General features: G+C 49.0%; 13 protein-coding genes. 10 read left to right on the top strand and 3 right to left on the bottom strand.

The window, feature by feature from the left end; all coding sequences use genetic code 11:
- The first annotated feature begins 213 nt into the window (after positions 1–213).
- The 4 genes from A6U95_RS04870 to A6U95_RS04855 all read left to right on the top strand — a co-directional run bounded on the left by A6U95_RS04870 (position 214) and on the right by A6U95_RS04855 (position 8,062).
- Positions 214–897: a response regulator transcription factor gene (locus A6U95_RS04870; RefSeq protein WP_065683688.1), complete on the top strand. Its 684-nt coding sequence runs from the start codon at positions 214–216 to the stop codon at positions 895–897.
- Positions 898–1,087: 190 nt separating this feature from the next.
- Positions 1,088–4,654: an AAA domain-containing protein gene (locus A6U95_RS04865; protein WP_065683687.1), complete on the top strand. Its 3,567-nt coding sequence runs from the start codon at positions 1,088–1,090 to the stop codon at positions 4,652–4,654.
- Positions 4,654–6,729, top strand: a complete 2,076-nt coding sequence (locus tag A6U95_RS04860; protein ID WP_065683686.1) for an AAA family ATPase — start codon at positions 4,654–4,656, stop codon at positions 6,727–6,729. Before A6U95_RS04865 ends, A6U95_RS04860 begins: the two co-directional genes overlap by 1 nt.
- The gene (locus tag A6U95_RS04855; RefSeq protein WP_083196317.1) at positions 6,722–8,062 is read left to right on the top strand and encodes an McrC family protein; all 1,341 of its coding nucleotides are present in this window, start codon (positions 6,722–6,724) and stop codon (positions 8,060–8,062) included. Before A6U95_RS04860 ends, A6U95_RS04855 begins: the two co-directional genes overlap by 8 nt.
- Here the strand turns inward: A6U95_RS04855 and A6U95_RS04850 are convergent.
- Together A6U95_RS04850 and A6U95_RS04845 are read right to left on the bottom strand one after the other, a co-directional pair.
- The gene (locus A6U95_RS04850; protein ID WP_065683685.1) at positions 8,008–8,880 is read right to left on the bottom strand and encodes a phosphorothioated DNA-binding restriction endonuclease; all 873 of its coding nucleotides are present in this window, start codon (positions 8,878–8,880) and stop codon (positions 8,008–8,010) included. The genes A6U95_RS04855 and A6U95_RS04850 overlap by 55 nt on opposite strands.
- Positions 8,881–9,017: 137 nt before the next feature.
- Positions 9,018–9,755: a LuxR family transcriptional regulator gene (locus A6U95_RS04845; protein ID WP_065683684.1), complete on the bottom strand. Its 738-nt coding sequence runs from the start codon at positions 9,753–9,755 to the stop codon at positions 9,018–9,020.
- A gap of 1,378 nt (positions 9,756–11,133) precedes the next feature.
- Here A6U95_RS04845 and A6U95_RS04840 point away from each other — a divergent pair.
- The 6 genes from A6U95_RS04840 (at position 11,134) to A6U95_RS04815 (ending at position 18,152) form a co-directional block, all read left to right on the top strand.
- Positions 11,134–11,712 carry a LuxR C-terminal-related transcriptional regulator gene (locus tag A6U95_RS04840; protein WP_065683683.1) on the top strand — a complete coding sequence of 193 codons (579 nt, stop codon included), beginning with the start codon at positions 11,134–11,136 and terminating at the stop codon, positions 11,710–11,712.
- A 202-nt stretch (positions 11,713–11,914) separates the two neighbouring features.
- On the top strand, positions 11,915–12,511 hold the full coding sequence (locus A6U95_RS04835) for a common pilus major fimbrillin subunit EcpA (protein ID WP_024530872.1): 597 nt from the start codon (positions 11,915–11,917) through the stop codon (positions 12,509–12,511).
- 65 nt (positions 12,512–12,576) lie between these two features.
- Positions 12,577–13,260, top strand: a complete 684-nt coding sequence (locus A6U95_RS04830) for a hypothetical protein (RefSeq protein WP_065683682.1) — start codon at positions 12,577–12,579, stop codon at positions 13,258–13,260.
- A 70-nt stretch (positions 13,261–13,330) separates the two neighbouring features.
- Positions 13,331–15,859 (top strand): CS1-pili formation C-terminal domain-containing protein, encoded by a 2,529-nt coding sequence (locus A6U95_RS04825; protein ID WP_065683681.1) that lies wholly within the window; start codon positions 13,331–13,333, stop codon positions 15,857–15,859.
- A gap of 14 nt (positions 15,860–15,873) precedes the next feature.
- A complete protein-coding gene (locus A6U95_RS04820; protein WP_065683680.1) occupies positions 15,874–17,463 on the top strand; it encodes a fimbrial protein in 1,590 nt (529 codons plus the stop codon).
- Between the two features lie 8 nt (positions 17,464–17,471).
- Positions 17,472–18,152, top strand: coding sequence for a hypothetical protein (locus tag A6U95_RS04815; RefSeq protein ID WP_065683679.1), 681 nt, complete (start codon positions 17,472–17,474; stop codon positions 18,150–18,152).
- A gap of 27 nt (positions 18,153–18,179) precedes the next feature.
- Here A6U95_RS04815 and A6U95_RS04810 read toward each other — a convergent pair whose 3' ends face one another.
- On the bottom strand, positions 18,180–19,493 hold the full coding sequence (locus A6U95_RS04810; RefSeq protein WP_065683678.1) for an FAD-binding oxidoreductase: 1,314 nt from the start codon (positions 19,491–19,493) through the stop codon (positions 18,180–18,182).
- Positions 19,494–19,907: the final 414 nt, after the last annotated feature.

Here is a 19,907-nt window from a genome sequence, read left to right as displayed (position 1 = left end):
TACGTAATGACATGGCAGATCTCTCATTCCACGGCATAAGCAGCTCCACTCAGAAGTACTCATACCTATGTTGTAAGTGTCTACCATGTCCCCGAACAAGTGTTCATGATGTCCTCGGTCTGTACAGGGAGAGGGTTGGGGTGAGGGGAAAACACAACACCGCAGGCGATAATCGAACATCACCGCTAATAGCATCAACCACAGGGAGTCATGATGAAAATACTGGTCGTTGAAGATGATACGAACATTCGCCAGGGATTGGTAGAAGCGCTCTCCCGCGAGGGTTACAGCCTGATCGCTGCAGAGAATGGCAAAGTGGCGCTGGAGATGTATCAGCAGGAAAAACCGGATTTTATCATCCTTGATATCATGATGCCGGAGCTGGATGGTTACGCGGTATGCCGAGAGATCCGTAAACAGGATGAGCAGATCCCGATTATCTTTTTGTCCGCCAAGGATGAAGAGATCGACCGGGTGGTCGGGTTGGAACTGGGGGCAGATGACTACATCAGCAAGCCGTTTGGCATTCACGAGATCCGTGCCAGGATAAAGACCATCGCCCGGCGTTGCCTGCGCAGCAAAACCGCGCAGCCAGATGCCAGTTTTTGCTTTGGTGATTTAACCGTTTACCCGAATGAGCTGTGCGCTCTGCGACAAGCGGGGCGGCTGGAGCTTTCACTGCGCGAGGTGAAAATCCTGGAGTGCCTCTATCAGCACAAGAACAAGGTCGTCACGCGTGAGATGCTGTTCGATGCCGCCTGGGGCTATGACTTCCTGCCCAATAGCCGCACGCTGGACCAGCATATCTCCAAGCTGCGCAAGACCATTGAGCTTGATGCGAATAGTCCGGTGCTGATCCGCACCGTGCATGGGATGGGGTATCGGTATTTGGGGTGAGGTTGTGGTGGACAAGCTACCTGTCCAGACTTGATGGTTTTTTATACTAACTATAGAAGTACCGCTTAAGAATAAGTGATCTCAGCCAAAAATATCAAACCCTAGGATCTTTAGCGCGCAGCTTGCCTTGATTGATCGCGTAGCATGATCAACCATTGCCAAAAGGAAGCCAAATAGGGAAGGCAGTGTTATGAGTTCAACCGGTACAGGGCAGTGGTTGCGTTATTGGCGTAATTCTTTAGCTGATGCTGAAAGTTGCAAAGGGGCAATAACGCTGAAAGAATTCCATCGCCATCTGTCTGTCTCAGCTGACACGTTAAGAAATGGCCGTTTAGAGGAAGATAGCAGGGAATTGGCGGCCCTTTTTAAGAATGAGCCGAAGAATGTGCAGTTGGTTCAAGTTGTATACCGGCCCACGGCCTATGAGCTTAAACACGAGCACGGTAAGAAATACACTGGTTCTTCCCCCGAAGTTCTTACCCCCGTTGTCTGTACCCTTTGGGTGAACCGTAAAGGTTTGTTTCTCCCTAGTTCTTGCCCTCTTATTCCAAGAGATCTCTTGTCGCCGCAAAGTGACGACAAATTCACGATCACATCAGTCAAAGCGATGGATGGCTTTTTAGATGAGTTCACTCCTTTTTACTACTCCGAGCAAGAGGCACACTCGTTGTTCGAAACGGGTCAGACCAGTGAGCAATGGCACATTTATTGCGATATTACCCGTGAATTGTTTAAGACGCTCTGTAATGGCAATCAATTACTAAAGGAGCGCTATAAGAACGAAAAGAAAGGGTATCTGCTCAAGTGTGATGTTGTTAGTAACAGTATACGTAATGTTTTGAAGCTTTATGACTGGCTCAATGACCGTGAGGTTTCGCTCCCTTTGGCTAAAAGCTATGCATTAGCCAATCAAAGTACCTACCAGCCTTGCATTGACTCGTTATCTGCTATGGCGGCTCGCTGTGGCCACTCCAACTCGAAGTTCCCTCTTGCGGGAGCACAACGCGATGCTTTAGCCCAGGTATTAGCGATGGATGAGGGTGAAATTCTAGCGATCAATGGCCCTCCTGGAACCGGGAAAACAACGTTCGTGCTCTCCGTTGTTGCTTCAATGTGGGTCAATGCCGCACTTAAAGAGCAGGAGCCTCCGCTGATTATTGCTGCCTCTACTAATAATCAGGCGGTGACGAATATCATCGAAGCGTTTGGTAAGGATTTTGAAGAAAACGATGAGCCTCTCAGTGGACATTGGTTGCCAGAGATAAAGAGCTATGGCGGCTATTTTCCTGCCTCTAGCCTGGAAAGTGAGGCAGCGAAAAATTACCAAACGGCTTCTTTTTATCGAACCTTGGAGGATCCTGAATATTTCGAGCAGGCCGAGATGGTGTTTTTGCTTAAAGCTAAAGAGATCTTTGATGATATTTCGTTAGACTCGGTGCTGAAAGTAAAACAGCGGCTGCATGCTGAACTCAAGACCTGCCATCGGCAATTTGAGCTTCTGCAAAATGCTTGGCATGAACTGGAGCGTACCAAAAATCGTTGTAATGAGGAGATTGGTTTTACTCCTGAAATGGCGAAAGAGAACAAGTTGGTTGAGATGGGTGATCTGTCTCACGAACTAGAACTGGTTAACCAGAGTCTTGCGCAGTGGAAACAGTATTGCGGTGATGAGTCGATATGGCTGACGCTATTGAGTTCAGTTCCATTAATAGCTAGAAAGCGCAGATTGCTACGTGAGCTGTTTATCGAGAGCCATTTTAGCTCGGCGGCACGGAACATTATTAATGCGAATGACGCTATCGATCCCGAAGTGGCGTTATCTCAATGGATGGATGGACAAAGAAAAAAAATTAAACAAGTCGAATTAGTGTTGGAAAGTTGGAATGTGCTGCTCGCAGAGAAAACATTGGCGGAAGAACTGTGGCGGAAGGAGGTATCGCCATTGGTACCCGCCACTGGAGATATTAAAAATCTCGATGATCTCGACAAGGTTTTGGATATCTCGCTACGGTTTAAGTTATTCCAGCTTGCAGTCCATTATTGGGAGGCCCGCTGGTTGCTAGATTGCCGTGAGCAGGAAAATGACTTGAGCACTCAGGTGCAATCTGGCAAAGAAAAAATGGGATTGAAAGTAGTGCGTCCCCGTTGGCTACGTCGGATGAAGCTCACCCCTTGTATTGTCTCTACGCTTCACTCTTTACCAGGTCATATGACTTTTAAAGCGTTCGAAGGTGAAGGCAAGTTCCGTGATGACTACCTGATTAATGAAATAGACCTATTGATCGTTGATGAAGCCGGCCAGGTAGCCCCTGACGTTGCAGCAGCTTCTTTCGCTTTAGCCAAGCGTGCCTTGGTGATAGGCGATGTGCATCAGATCAAGCCGGTAACCAGCCAGACTCGGCGCGTAGATGTTGGCAACATGCTGCAGCATAAGCTGTTGTCTAATTTGGATGAATATAACGAGATTTGCTCTCAAGGACGCTCCGTCGTGGATGGCAGTGTCATGCGTATTGCGCAATCGGCGAGTCAGTATCGGTATTTACCGGATGCAGAACCTGGCATGTTTTTAAGGGAGCATCGCCGCTGTTTTGATGAGATTATTTCTTTCTGCAATGACCTTTGTTATCAGGGATTACTCCAACCAAAACGCGGAAAACGTAGTGAGTTAGAAGACAAGAAGCCCCCGTTACCAGCCCTTGGCTATTTGCATATTGATGGCATGGCGGAATTGCCAGCCGGTGGCAGCTGCATTAACCGGTTGGAGGCAGAGACTATCGCCCGCTGGTTAGCAGAAAAGCGTAATGGGTTAGAAAACGCTTATGGGGCCAAGTTGGAAGATCTTGTGGGAGTAATCACCCCTTTCAAAGCTCAGGAGCGATTGTTGGCAGAGGCTTGCAGGAGCCATGAGATCAAGGTGGGAAGAGGTGAAGGTGAGATGACCATCGGTACTGTGCATGCTTTGCAGGGGGCCGAAAGAAAAGTGGTGTTATTTTCTGCTGTTTACTCTCGCCATCACAATGGGGGCTTTATTGATAACGACCCATCAATGCTCAACGTTGCCGTATCCCGCGCGAAAGATAGTTTCTTGGTGTTTGGCGATATGGATGTTATCTCTTCGGCAACCAAAGGCACCCCAAGGCATCTGCTTGGGCAATATCTGTTTGCTCGCGAAGACAGCGAACTCAGTTTTGCGATTGGGGCTCGGCCTGATTTATTGGCGTTTTGCACTGAGCCAAAAATCATTAATGGCTCCGAAGAGCACGACCAATTTTTCCTTGAGTTGCTGGATGCAGTGCAAAGCCGGGTTGATATGGTTTCACCTTGGATCCTGCTTCCTCAACTTACTACAACAGGCTACTTAAAGCATATGAAAGCTGCTGTAGAACGCGGCATTGAGGTTTATGTTCATACTGATTACCGTTTTAATACTTACCAGAATAATCAATACAGTATTGAAAAGAATCAGCGGTTTAAGCAGTGCTATGAGGCGTTATGTGGTTGTGGGATTCAGGTGTACGTGGTTGATCAGGTTCATAGCAAGCTGGTGATGGCCGATGAGCAGGTTATGTGCATAGGTTCCTATAACTGGGGTAGTGCTGCGCGTGAAGGTAAATACAAGAATCTGGAAACCTCCATGCTCTATAGCGGTACTCTTACTCAGGAAACCCAGGTGCAGCTCGATGCTTTGCAAACTCGTGTCAGAGTGCATCACAAAAACCAAATATTAAACAATGCCACAGCAGAGGAAACATCGTGATGGATATCGTTGCTAGTGTTGAAGCAGGTAAGTTACCTCTCAGTGAATTGATTAACGCTCTGGCAGAGTACAAAAATTATACCGATTCTACGTGGAATCAACGATATCGTGAATTTACGCTGTTGCTCAAACAAACCCCAACATTTACCGAGCCTGAAACCGATGAGCTGGTTAAACGCCTTTGGTATGAGCGTAATAACGGCATCGCAAGTATCCGCCAGGGGGTACCGTCTCTGGCGGAATTCCAACAAAGTCTGCCACTGCTAAGAGAACTAACTGAGCGAATTTATCGCCAACCTGATGAGCAAACTTACCAAGATGTAGGTACGGCTTTACAGCAAGCAAAGGAAAGCGGGCAACTCAAACGCATGTATTGGAGTTTGAGAAACCGTGTCTTTGCGGCATTTTCGCCAGCTACCTGCACCAGCACCGTGGATGAGAATGCCTTTACACGGGCTGCCACGTTTCTGAATGAACAGTTCAGCCTTGGCCTATCACTTTACGGAAGCTGGCTGCAAAAAAACCATGAATTGAAACGGGCCATCGACGCGAAGCTGCCAGATGTGGACCCTTATTACGTGAACATGGCGATTTGGCATCTCTATGAGCTGCTTCGCGAACGCGATAACGAGCAAAAACAAGAGAAGGCCGTTAGCGGTACCGCCGCCGTGGATAATACATCGGTGAGCGTTCAGCTCACTCAGCACTCCCCTGTGAATATGATCTACTTTGGTCCGCCGGGCACCGGAAAAACCTTCACTTTGCAGCAGAAAATGAAGGAGTACACCGCTCAGGCTGCGCCAGCCGATCTTGATGCCTGGCTAGATTCTCGCCTTGAGTCTCTGAACTGGATGCAGGTAACCGCGCTGGTATTGCTGGATCTCAATAAGCGCGCCAAAGTTCGTCAACTGACGGAACATCAGTGGTTCCAACGTAAAGCGCTATTGAATGGCCGCAGCAGTAATTTATCGCAAACTGCTTGGGCGACGCTGCAATCCTTTACCGTGCCGGAGTCTACTACTGTTGCCTACAAGGGCCGACGAGAACCCGCTATATTCGACAAAACTGCTGATAGTGAGTGGGTCTTGGTGGATTCACAGTTAGAGCAAGTGGATGAATTGCTTTCTCTTTATACCGAGTTAAAACACGGTCCTAAAACGGCTGAGTCTATTCAGAGATTTGCTGTGGTCACTTTCCATCAGTCTTATGGCTATGAAGAGTTTATTGAAGGTATGCGGGCACGTGCCGATGAAAGCGGGAATATCTCTTACCCAATTGAGCCTGGTATCTTCATGCGCCTGTGTCAGCGTGCGAATGCCGATCCGGCGCATCGTTATGCCATATTTATTGATGAGATCAACCGTGGCAACATCTCCAAGATCCTTGGTGAGCTTATCTCGCTTATCGAAGTAGATAAGCGTGCGGGCATGGAAAATGCGATGAGCCTGCAACTGTCGTATAGCGGTGAGGCATTTAGCGTTCCCAGCAATGTCGATATTATCGGTGCAATGAATACTGCAGATCGCTCGCTTGCGTTGATGGACACGGCGTTGCGCCGCCGTTTTGACTTTGTCGAGATGATGCCAGATCTCTCTTTGTTGAGCGGTACTAAGGTCAAGGGTGTTGAGCTTGAGCCATTATTGGAAAAACTCAATAGCCGTATTGAAGCGCTATACGATCGTGAACATACGTTGGGACACGCGTTCTTTATGCCGGTAAAAAAGGCACTCGATGCTGGTGATGAAGAGGCCGCGTTTAAACAGCTTAAGGCTGCCTTCCAAAAAAAGATCGTTCCACTGTTACAGGAGTATTTCTTTGATGACTGGAACAAGATCAGATTGGTGTTGGCAGACAACCAAAAGCAAGATGATGACCTACAGTTTGTAATTGAGAAAACTGACGATCTGGATACGCTTTTTGGCAACAATCATGCCTTACGGCGTCACGACCAGCAGTCGACGGTGTATGAGCTAACCTCTTTTGAGCAAGAAGTCTGGAATAAGCCGCAGGCTTACCGTGCGATTTACCAACCGCAACAAGCCACCCTTAATGTGCAGGCTGTACCGCATGGGTGAGGTGATTTCGGTATTTGAATATGATCTGCTGGGGGTTGGCAAGGCCGTTTCGGCTGGTGCAACCCCTATCTCACAGGAAGCATTTGATTATCTGGAATCCCTTAGCCTGACCAGCGAACAGGGGAACCAATTTATCAAACTCACCTCTCGTGCCGGTTACAAGCTGCTTCAGGTGCAGAATTACGCGGGGATGCTGTATACGCCCCACGGTCTACAGATTGAAATTCTGCCCAAGGTTGGCAAAAACCTCACGCGTGAGCGTGCACGGGAAACGCTGCTGATCATGCTGAGCCATCTATCTGGCTTTCGGCATATTCAAACCCAGCAGGCTACAGTCCAGGCACAGCGAATGCCGTTGCTTGAGATATTTATCAACCAGTTTTTGTACAGTGTCAGCCAATTACTAAAACAAGGTTTGCGCTCTGACTATGTGAATGAGCACGGCAATTTGCCCTTTATGAAAGGCAAGCTGATGCTCTCGGCCCAGTTACGCCATAACGTAGTGAACCGACATAAATTTTGCGTCAATTATGATGATTACTTAGCCGATTGCTCGGCCAACAGGCTGCTGCACTCGGCGTTACATAAGCTATCTAGTTTGAAGTTATCATCTGATAATCAACGTTGGTTGCAGGAGCTACGTTTTGCTTTTGATGGTATCCCGCTTAGCCGAGATGTCGAAAGTGATATAACGAGTTTGCGCTTGGATCGTGGCATGGCGCATTACCATGAACCACAGGCATGGGCGCAATTGATACTGAGAGGGATGAACCCGAGCGCCCTACAAGGGGAAACCAAAGCGTTGTCGCTGTTGTTCCCGATGGAGGCGGTGTTTGAGTCTTTTGTTGCACAAACCCTTGCCGATGAGCTGCCGCAAAATCTCAAAGTGAAATCGCAGGCAGCAACCTATTCTTTGGTGAAACATGGGGAACAGGATTGCTTTAAGCTGCGTCCGGATCTATTGATCCAATCCCGTTACCCAATTAAAACCATGATGGTATTGGATACTAAATGGAAGCTGATTAATAGCCGTTCACAACCGCAATCAATGTATGGATTGTCGCAGGCCGACTTCTATCAAATGTTCGCCTACGGCCAAAAATATCTCGCAGGAGTTGGCGAGATGTACCTGATCTATCCGGAACATGACGATTTTAACCTGCCAATAGCTCAGCATTTTGCCTTCTCGGATACGTTGAAATTATGGGTTGTGCCTTATCGGATAACGGCAAAGCGCGGTCAGAGAATGATGTGGGCACATGATATCTCTGTTGCACCTCACCCCTTAAATACCTGCCCCCGGTGCCACTCCACAAACCTATCCAAAGGATAATGTTCGGCACTCTTGGGAAGCCAAATCGCCTTGCCGGCAAAATCCCAGAACAGCCGCTTGACCATCTGGCTGCCGTTTACGCCTTCTGAAACCAGCAGTTTCATGCTGTCATCAAGCCCGATCGCCCCCATATCAAATGCGGAGTGGTGCAACGAGCACAGTGCTAATCCGTTGGTCACGGTGCAGGGGCCGCCGTGCATCTTCCATTTGATATGGGCTGCTTCTAAACCAACGGACATACTGTCGTGCCGCAGGTTGTAGCCACACACCGCGCATTGATAGTTATAGGCGCGTAAGATTGTTTGCCGGAATGCTGGGTCACGTGCTTTACGTATTCCATCAAGCTGAAAATCCAGGCGGTTGGCTATCAACTCTTGAACGCTGTCGGGGAAATGCTCACACAGAATTTGCTGTGCAAGCTTGTCTATCAGAGCGGGTTGGCTTCGTAGCAACTGATAGCTTTCTTCGTCGAAGCCACCGCTGACGCCATGTTCAATAATCTCCCGCTTCGGCGGTTCTTTGCTGCCTTTCTGCGGGCTACAAAGCTCTGTATTCTGCAATTCCCAGAACCCGTCGCCGCGTAAACGCCAAAACGGCATGGTGGGGTAATGGTCGCGCCGCTGCGGGCCAAAGCTATTGAGTAATTCCAATAGAGGTGCGTGGATCTCTTCGCCGTAATTGAACAGCCGCTCATGCCCTTGCTGATATTGGGATAGTACATACAGCAGTAGTAACGGCTTATGTGGTGCACGTTGATCGCCTTTGCGCCACATAGTCAGATGAGAGATGGCGGTTTGCAGTTCCTGGCTGGTTTTCATCGGTGCATCCTGCGGACAAAGGTAAAGGTTGCGATCATGCTCGCAAAACGAATGGGATTCAACAGCTGCTAGGCAAGCATCAGCCGTTGAGCCTCCACCTTACTGACTTTCTGACAGGGGCAGCGGGAGTCTTTATTTCAACGCGTGATCGGTTTGACAAGCTGCCATTCGGCCCTCAGCCTGATGGCATGTCTGGCATTGGTCACACCCATCTTTTTCACAATATTGCCGATATGGAATTTTATCGTACGGATCTTCACGTTTAAAATAATGGCAATTTCCTGGTAGGTTTTACCCATGCTGGCCCAATAGAGCACTTCGTTCTCCCGCGTTGTCAGGGGATCTTTTTCTACGCTGGAGTTATCGCGATTATTTCGTGCGGTTTCCCGGTGCCGGGTGGTGATCCTTTCGTGGACGTTAGCCAGCAGCATCTGCAAACGGGCTTTGTTAGGGTGTATTTGGTCCTCTATATCGATGGATTTGTTATCATTAATCGTTAGCGTCAGCATCGCCAAATTATGATCGTGGTCATGCAATACAAAGGTATAGCCAGTGGTAATATTATAGTTCTTTGCATGGCTGAATATATCTGAGGGCTTTAGACTTGGATTTATTGGCGTGCTTTCATCCCAGGGAAATGGCGAGACTCTTTGCAGGGCGCAGAGCACCACGGGATCGATGCATTGGTAGTTCCTTTCTTTATAGATATCAACCCATTGGCTTGGGTAGCTGGAGGTTATCACTGTCTCCATAAGGTCTTTCTTGTTAAGTATCATATAGGCGTATTTGAAATCGCCAAATTCCGCTATTTCTTTATCCAGATGGTTTTTAAATGCTTTTTTTTCATCGTGGCTAGCAGAAAACAATGTAGACATCAAATTACCTCAGCCTGAAATAATAACGCTACTAACATAACTTGTGGGACAATAGTCTAGCCTAACCGTTATTGAACACCAGATAATATACTGGCTTGCCGGCGATTTTCGACAAAATAGTAAAAAAAAACCTGACCTCGTTGGGTCAGGTTGCCACATTGGCCAACACCAGGGAAATTTTTACTGCCATTATCTTAAAGCCATTTTCTTGGTTGAGGCAAGCGCTCTATGCTGGATTTTGGCTATCTATCACCATTATCCGGTCTAGGATTAGTATTGCCTTACGTTGATCATTGCAGCGGCATGGTATCTGCATTGATATTCTTGCTGCTAACTCTTGGCATTATCTGAGGGGGTTACTCAGAGTTGCGTTGGTAACTTACCACTATTTGATCATTATTTGATCAGTCTTGGGCCTGCTGTTATAACGAAAAACGCTTGTAAGACCTCAATATAACCATATTGAGTCCGCATTATTGCCGTTTACAGCCTGCTATAAGACGCTAATCGAGCTGTTGATATCATTGGGTGGAACAGGTTCGTCATGCAGGACTTCTCTGGATACATTCTGTATCTACAAAAGCAGGTGGGGCTGGCTCGTGCCGAAGGGGAGCTGTGCTATGCGGCTAGCCGTTGATTTTTCCTTGTTCCCGAGTGGAGGAGGCGTCTGGCACCTCTTGTCGGGTGAGATCATTGTGTTGCTCAATAGATTGTTGTCACGGTAATCCGAAGCTTGATCTTCACCGATAGCTAAAAATTGAGGTCTCAGCAGTGGGCTGGAGGCCTTGAAACCGCTCTCAGACGGGTTCTCATGAGATAAAACGGATTTTTTTCAAAGAAAAAGTGATGATAATCACAAATAAACACCCTTAAATCGCTCATTAAATGGTCATTCTGTTGCCATTATGTTGCATTGTCGTGTCTGGTAAACGGGAGAGGGTGAGACTATTCTGGTTCATGAGCTAAGCAACACGTTATAGCGCTCCTTTTATGGAAATGTTCTTGATCATCCTTGCGTATTATTTGTCCGTTAATACCCTTTATCTACTGCTGTGTCAGCATTTTTTAAGATAAAGCTTATTTGTGATGCATGGATTATTGAAGAATATTCTTAGTCCGTTGCGAGCTTCCTAATTAACGTTTTAAACTAAAATATATACTGTTAATCCTAGGAATCTTCAGAATGAATAATAACAAGTTGATAGGTATTGTCGATGAATATGGTCATTCGCGATCGTTTTAACCGATTTTGAATAATTGTTTTTAGCCATTAATATTGTTTTGGAAATTAAGAAATAACTTAGTTTCAGTAAATGGTATTCTGCTCATCCAACGGCGTAATGGAGTTGGTAAATGATGAAGAAAGGAAGGGAGTCTTATGCTAAAGATATTAGATTGTGGGTATCCACCACAGGGCGGTGCTCGCTCAAAAAGACCTTTAACCTGGCCAGATACCAATAAGTATTTCCGTGAAGGTATCGTAGGCTACTGTGACTCAGTTAATACTTCCCCAGAGCAGCTAAAAGTCGTATTTATTGACTTTCAATTGGCTAACCTGCGCCTTTTTCTGGAGCAGGACTGGCTAATGTATTCTGCTTGTAATCGCATTGTGCTGGTCACCGATAGTTACCTATTACCCTTGGCAAATTACTATAAGAGCATGTTTCGGCAGGTTGATTCTGTGATCCAGAGAACGGGGGCATCCAGTGACATTTTTGCTAAAATCGATCATGTTATTGCCGGGGAGCGGGTTTCTTCAACATCGCAAGTCAGGCTGTCTTCGCGTGAGATATGTTTATTACGCACTCTGATCCATGGTGTCACCGTGGGCGATCTCGCCAACAGGTTGCGTCTTAGTCCTAAAACAGTTTATGCCCTGCGCCATAATATTTTGGGCAAGATGGGGTTGACTAAAATGAATGATATCTTCACTCGTGCCTATCACTCTGTTAGATAAACTATAAATACCTATTGTCATAGGGTTATCTAAAGGAAATAAAATATGCGGTGATTTTATATCGCAGGATTTTCATTATTTAATTGCCGTAGGACCTTTTCGAAAATGTTAGTTTTCGAATGCGCCCTTGTGTCGCATTTATTGTGCCACGCCAGTAAATATTGGCGGGAAATTAATTGATATAAATAAAGGAAGAAATTTTATGAAGAAGTTAGCTCTGGCTTTGATTGCAGCTTCAGCGTTGGGAACAATTAATCTGGCTAATGCGGACACTCGTACTGCGAACGCGACAGCGTCTTGGGATGCAAAAGCTATTAAAGATACCAGCAGTATGCTGGTTGTTACCCCGATAAAGTCACTGACCTTTAATTACGCAGAAGGTCTGGAGCGTTTTAACTCTCAAGACGGCGCGTTCGATATCACCATCGCTGGCCAGTCTGGCGCGAGTGATTTCAAACTGACCTCTAAAATCATCTCCAACACCCTGAGCCGCGCAAGCGATGACTCTGCACTGACCGTTGGCGTTAAGTGGAACGGCAAAGCACTGTCTGAAAGCAGCGAGATGGTGATGATCGATACTTCTGCAGGTATCAGCGCAGGTCTGTCTGCACTGGCCGTACCAGGCGCTTATGCTGGTGCTAACCGTACCAGCACTCAGGGCGTGTTCGCCTTTGAGATCGCTAAAGCAACAGTTGCCGGCACTGACACTGCATTCAAAGACCTGACCGACGGTTACTGGGATGGCAACGTAAACGTTGAATTCACAGCGACCTGGGACGGTACTTTCTCCACCCTGTAAGCGATTTTGTTGTCTTAACGTAGTCAGGATCGGGGTGAATAGCCCCGGTCCTTATGGAACGCATGATGAACAGATGGTTTCCTACGCTGATGTGCTCAGCACTATTTTATTGTACTCACGCCGGTGCAATTAACGTTGGCGAGATTACATCAATCATTTCCCCTGGCCAGAGCGTTATCGCCAAGGAGGTGATTAATACTGTGGATGATGCCCGTCTGGTCAGCCTGAGGGTCGAGCGTATTTCCTCCCCGATGGAAGGTGGCAAAGTGATCCCAATGGAGAGCAAGCAGGAAATAATGGCCACGCCATCCAACCTGATTTTGCCAGGCAAAGGTAAAGATGTTTTCCGCGTTTTCTATTCCGGGCCGAAGGACGATAAGGAGCGTTATTACCGTTTAATCTGGAATGATAATCCGGTTACCGAAGAGGGGCTGTCAAAGACCAAAAAAGCCGCTTCGGCAACCACCTCGGCAACCATAAGTACCATTATGGTCGTCACACCACGGAGGGACAAGTTCGATTATCAGTACCGAGATGGTGTTGCGTATAACACCGGTAACAGCTCTTTCCGCGTGGTGGCATTTGGCCCCTGTAAGCAGGCACAGACCAGTGAAGAGAAAACGAAAGGATGCCGTGAGCGTTATTACGTCATGCCAGGACTCGGCGTGCATTTGAAATTTGTTGATATCAATAATCAAAAACTCAGCGTTGGCATTTGGCACAACGAAGATTATATCAACGTGAAATAGCCTCTTTACCCATTGCCTGCATCGTACGTGTTTTCCAGGTGTGGAGTAGGGAAGCTATTTGGGGAAGCAAATGGGTAATAATTTCATCTTAAGGACAAGAACCAAGGCCGTAGCGCTATGTATCGCTGCGGCTCTGATGTCTATGCAGGCTAACGCCAGAAACCTACAGGATGTTCGTTTAGGAAATTATCTTATCCCGGGGGTATTTGGTCAGGCGCTGACCGAAGGTATGACCATTCCTGTACTGCTACGTTACAAAGGCGGCGATCAACAAGAAAAACAAAAGGTAGCGGATGCGCTGGTGGTGCTGGAAAAAGGTCGCCTGATGATAAGAGATATTACGCTGGCGGAAGAGTCTGAAGGGGCAACCTTGGCGGAGACGACCCAGACATTGATCCGCGGTCTGAAAGATCGTTTCTTTGATCAAAATACCCATATTGCCGTTTCGTCCGATGCCGATCTGAACCTGAATATCCGTTCATTTGTACTGACGCTGGACGTGAGTGAAAAAAGCTTGGGGACTTCCATTATCCCACGAACGAGTTTGCTGGGGATCTCTTCGGTGCCGCATTTCAGTTCGGTGCTGAATTACGATCTCGGTGTTTACCGCTCGCAGTTAAAAAAGGGTGAGAACACCTCGAATAACTATTTGACCCTGGATAATACCTTTGGCTTCGCGGAGCATCATTTCAATGTGAACGGCTCGTTTTACGGTATTGGGGAGTCTCAACAGGATTCTCAGCTTTACCGTGCCATGTATGAACGGGATATGAGCGGGCGCCGTCTGGCATTTGGCTTGGTTGACACCTGGAACCTGCAATCGTTGGGGAGCCTGTCGGCACTTAACTCCAGCAAGGTGTATGGCGTCACCTATGGCAATAAGTCCGCTACCAAGATCCAGAATACCCAATATTCGCTGACGCCAATTACCGTATTCTTACCTAGCGCGGGTGAAGTCCATATCTACCGGCAGGGGCGTCTGTTGAACATTCAGAACTTCCCGATGGGCAGCTTTGAGGTCGATACCAGCCGCCTGCCGTATGGGATTTATGACGTTGATGTCGAAGTGGTGATCGACGGCAAAACCCAGTCGCGTATGCGCCAGACAATCAACAAAGCCTTTTCTGGCAATAATGGCGTGGCGCAAGAACTGAACTGGCAGCTATATGGCGGATATGTTAATTACGACAACCGCAATAACCGCACCAACGACAGCACCACCAACGAAACCTATCTGGCTGGGGCGTCGGCGGCGATGTCGATCCCGGAAATTCTCAAGATCGCCTCGGTTCCGGCGATATTTGGCCTGGCAGTGCAAACCTCGACCTATACCTTCGACAAGAAGGTGGTGAATGAAACCTCGGTCAACCTCAACGTGAACCAGTTCGCGAGCTTGGGCTGGCAGGGGTTGCTGTCACAGGGCGGGCGTTACCGCAATATTTTAAGCGCCAGCCTGATGCTACCGAAAGGCTTCGGCAGCGTGTGGGCCAACCGGGAAAAGAGCCATATCGGTAAGGGGTTGCCGGTCTATGAGTCGGACAGCTATTCCTATGGCGGCACCCTTAGCCTGAGCCGGTTCTTTGAACGTGGTGGTCAGCTTACGCTGAGCCGCACGGTAGATAAGCGCGATCGCAGCACCTCTAACAACCTGGAATACTCCACGGCGCTGTTCTCCGGGCGTTATGGCACGGTCAACCTACGCGCCGGTATCCAGCGTTATCGCTATGATTACCAGTCCAACAGCACCAACCAGCGCTATATCTCGCTGGACTTCTCGTTGCCGCTGGCCGCCTGGTTAAGCACCGGTGTGTCTTCCAACAATGGCAACGTGCGGGCCAATCTGGCCGCCAACAAGAGCTTCGATGACTCGGCGTTTACCTCTGCCGGTTTCAACCTGGCCAAGCTGGTCAAGGATAAGCACAACGGTGACAGTGCTTATTCGGCCTCTGGCTATGCCGCCTTCGATACCAAATACAGTGTGGGCACGTTGTCGCTCTCACGGCCGGACAACAATCGCCTCAATGGCAACCTGACTGCGCGCGGTGCGGTGGCCTACAGCGATAAGAACTTCGCCGCCAGCGGTATTCAGGAGAAGTCCGGGGTGTTGGTAAAAACCGGCTTCATCGACGATGCGGTGCTGTCGGCTCAGATCGATGGCCGCAGCTATCCGCTGAGCGGTGCGAATAACTTTATCCCGTTGCCGCCGTACTCAAGCTACAAGGTTGAACTGATGAACGACAAAAACTCGATGGATAGCTTTGACATCGTCAAGGGGCGCACCCGCAACGTCACGCTGTATCCGGGCAACGTCGCCGTTTATGAGCCGGAAGTGAAACAGTTAGTGACGGTGTTCGGCCGGATGACCATGGAGAATGGCCGGGCGATCGCCAATGCCGCTGTGCGTAACCACATCGGTAAAACCATTACGGATGCGACGGGCGCCTTCCAGATGGACGTTGATAAACGCTACCCGAGCGTGTCATTGACCATGCCAGATCATGGCATTTGCGAGGTTGATCTGGATTTGGCCAAGGCCAAGGGCGTGAAGTGGGTCGGCGATGTGGTGTGCAACGTGCAGACCATTCTGGCACAACGATGAGGAAAGGGTTTGACATGAAACGGCGTAATATTTGCCAGTTGGCTGGGGTGCTGATGTTGGTTTCCTTCTCTAGCCAGGCGGCCAACGTGAGCAACAGTTATTTCTTTATCGAAAATCAGGTGGATGGAGAGTATTTCATCACGCCTCAGAGCACCGATCCCCGTTTCAGCGGTGCCAACGCGTTTACCAAATATGCGTCAGGCGATCAACGCAGTTTGGGCTATATGGGCTATACCGGGCTGATCCAGACCAATTCGTTTGCCGATATCTGGTTGGAAGATTCTCCCATCGCTCGGCCATTTATCGGTAACCGCTGTATGAATAATGGTAGTGCTTGCCCCTCGAACGGTTATCTGCCGGGCTATATTGGCGATAATGGCGTTTATCACGTGGCGGTTAACACCAGCAACGGCGAAGCGCGTTATGGACGTGGTATTTTCTCTGATTCGGCTTATGAGTATTTTAAAAATGTGTCGGTCGGCTCGACGGAAGTTTATAAATACCGTTTCTGCTCTACCCGCACGGACTACAACCCTGCCGCAGGGCAAAGCTGCGTCAGCGTTGGTGGTTCGCAGACCAGCCATGAGTTCACCATCACCAAAGCGGGTAATTTGCGGTTGGAATCTACCAACGCACTGCAGGAAATTTTTATCGACAGCAATGGCAATCCGGTGATGGGAACGGGTTCTCAGTTCTGCTCTGTGGGCTACATTGGCTCACTGAGCGGCGCGATCTGTAAGCTGGTGTCTTATCAGATGCAGGGGAGTACCCTTTCGCCGATGCGCATGAACATGAAGCTCAACACTGCTGCGCTTGGGTTTACGCCTGCGGCAAATACCATTCGCCTGAGTGCCGATGGTGCCAGTGGTTGGGTAAACTACAGCGCCACGACCAACGCGGCGAATTTGATCAAAGCCGGTAACGGCGGTATTTATGTCTTTTTATCGCAGACCTTCCTGAAGAACCTGATCGATCGGGGAGTGGATCTGAGCCACAGCAAGGACTTCTTCACTTTCCTGTTCACCAGTACGGTGGCGCCGCAGTCCGGATATTACGAATTTTCACCTTCGAACACTATCTTGCTGGTTCCGCGCGATTATGGGATTAGCATTATCTCCAAGGACTTGGTACTTAATCCCAAGCGTGAAGGCAAAGTCGGCAGCACAGAACCGCCGATCGTGTTCGACTATATTTTGACTACCTCTGGCCCAAGGCAGGCCGATAGCATTACCGCGCAGGTTTACGGTCCGGCAGGGCAGGTCAATGGGCGCCCGTACTGCGTCTTTTCCTCCACCGACGGTAAGCTTAGGGTGCCGTTCTCGGCCTATCTGGCTTATACCGATAACGTCGGGCAAGTTGTCCGCACGCGTGCCAGCTGTGATGATGTTCCTATCAGCCTGAATGCGGCGCGTTGGGTAAGAACCGCCTGGCCGGTTCCCTCACAAAACGACGGCAGCTTTTATCGCACCGAGTTGTCTCTCAGCTTCCCGATGAATGAGGGCAATTCGATGTGGACCCTGGATGGGCGGGATTGGATGGGGATTGTCAGCGCCACCGGTGAGGTAAGGGTCAGGGCGGTCTGGACCGGCCCTGATATCCATTAGGATTGAAAATGACGATAAGACTAGGGTGGTGGCTAGCGGGGCTGATGCTGGCGTTCCCGGCGCAGGCGGTTTATCTCTCTTCCGGCGTATTTACTCTGGAGAGCGATCGCACCTTCTTCTCGCGCCAGTTTGTTAACAACACCAAAGAGACCAATCTGTATGTGATCGGTGCCTATCGGATTGCCAAACCGGGGGTTGACGAACAGCCTCAGCCGTTAGAACAGGGCGAACTGCTCTATACCCCACTGCGCAAAATACTGGAGGCGGGGGCGTGGGAATATTTCAAGATTTTCTATCGCGGCCCGGCGGACGAGCGCGAGCGCTATTATCGCATAGTGATCCAAGAGATCCCGGCCAACTTGATGGAGATGCAGGGGGAAGACAAGACGCCGCTGGTATCCCCGACCATGGCGCTAGATACCATCATGGTAGTTCGCCCGCGCAAGATGCGTTTCACTTATCACTATGATCCGCTGGCCGGGGTGTTGAAAAACACCGGCAATACCTATTTCCGAGTGATGATCCATCAGGGCTGCGACGGGCAGGATGACACCGCCAAGGTGTTCAATTTGTTGCCGGGGGAAAGCTACAGAGGTGCCGATCTGCGTGGGCAGAATCGCAAGTTTATTGTTGGCTTTAACAAGTACCTACGGCTGGGGGAGCAGTGCTTCGAACAGGGGCAGGGATAGTACCCCCACCCCAGTTCACCACCAAAGCTAGACTTCCTTGCGGCCCAAATAGCGCTCTTTCATCAAAGAAACGCCAATCGCAATATCCAGCACCGGGGAAGGCGGCAGGTAATTTGCCTTACCGAGTTCCTGCATCGCGCCAATCAGCGGATGGTCGATCCCCAGTGCATAGTCCGCCAATAACGTCCCGGCAATGGTTTGCTTGGACACGCCTGCGCCGTTACAACCTCCGGCGGTATAAATACCTTTCTTCAACTCGCCCCAAACCGGCGCGCCATTGCGGGTGACGCTGATGGTGCCAGACCAGGTACTTGTCAGCGGCACATCCCTCAGTTGCGGGTAAATCTTGTTGAAAATCTGCTGATGTAACAGGGTTGCCTGATAGGTCTGCGCAGCGGTGATCCTGCCGTTCAAGGCTGGCGTCACATGTTGGCGGATCAGGAAACGGTGATCCTGGGTATAGCGCACCGTTGCCCCGGCGATTGCGTTGACCGGCGTTAGCCCCCAACTGCTCATGGTTGGCAGCTTTTGGCGTTGCTCTGCGGTTAATGGCGCGGTGATGCTGGCGAAGGTAGCCATGGCCGCCTGCTGACTGGTGACCGGAGCCAGCTCCCTGGAGAGGGCGTTGGTGGCTAACATCACGTTGGCCGTTCTAATCGTGCCAAAGGGGGTGACCACCTGCGTCACGCTACCGTGCCGGATAGCCATCACCGGAGTATGGTTATACATCGTTACGTTGTCCGGCAGATTATTTGCCAGGCCAACGATCAGGCTGGCAGGATTAACCAGGATCGAGCTTGGGGTATAGATGCCCTTATTATAAAAACGAGTGCCCAATTTTCGATACAGCGCTTCCTTATCCATTATTTGATAAGGCTCGTTCATGGCATCGAGATTATCGGTGTACTCTTTGAGCACCCGCTGATTAGCGGCATCAACCTGGCAGTGATATTTTCCGGCATTCTCCCATTCGCATTCGATCCCCTGTTGCTCAATTTGCTGGGTTAATTGATTGATCCCTTCTTGTAATAAAGAACGATACGACTGGGCTTTTTTCAACTCCGCCGTCGAGCTGCCAATATTATGAGGTAAGCCGATAATAAACCCTGAATTTCTGGCCGAAGAACTTTCCGCCGCACAGGCCGCATCAACGATGATGATTTTCAGTTTGGGATCGTGGTTAGCCAGCCTTCTGGCGAAGGAAATCCCGGCGAAACCGCAGCCTACCACGACCCAGTCGGCCTCGGTATCGCCGATCAGCGTTGGGTAAACGGTGGGGCGCAGATCGGGTTTTAACCAACCATTTTGGTTTTGATTTAACGGTACCGATGCATATTTCAAACTCAAGGTCCTTTTCAAAATGTTTGCCACTCAAGGTCACTAAATAGGGTTATAAAACATTTCGCTAGCCTGAACCAGCAGATTCAGCCGTTGGTCATTTACCCCCATTTATTGACGGTAAGTTATTTATAAGCAACCGTTAAGCATTGAGGCGCCTCATTGGATTGCCGCAGTTTGCCAATTGGCCGGGGAGTACAATCTGGGCGAGCCTCTATGACAGAAATTAAGGTCACTCAGCAGATTTATTTCTGATTTTTTCCTTTATTCCCCTGCCATAGCTGTTTAGTATCGGAATTGGTGAGAATGACCTATTTTCTGAGGTTTTGTTCTGAAAATCGGCTATCCCTTCCCAAAATGGCAGAGTTGTTAACTACATTATCATTGTAACTTAGTGGATTTAACTATCCTAAACGG

The sequence above is a fragment of the Serratia sp. 14-2641 genome, assembly GCF_001692375.1.
Lineage (GTDB): Bacteria > Pseudomonadota > Gammaproteobacteria > Enterobacterales > Enterobacteriaceae > Chania > Chania fonticola_C.
Note: the sequence above shows the minus strand (reverse complement) of the source record. Positions and strands in the feature narration are given on the sequence as shown.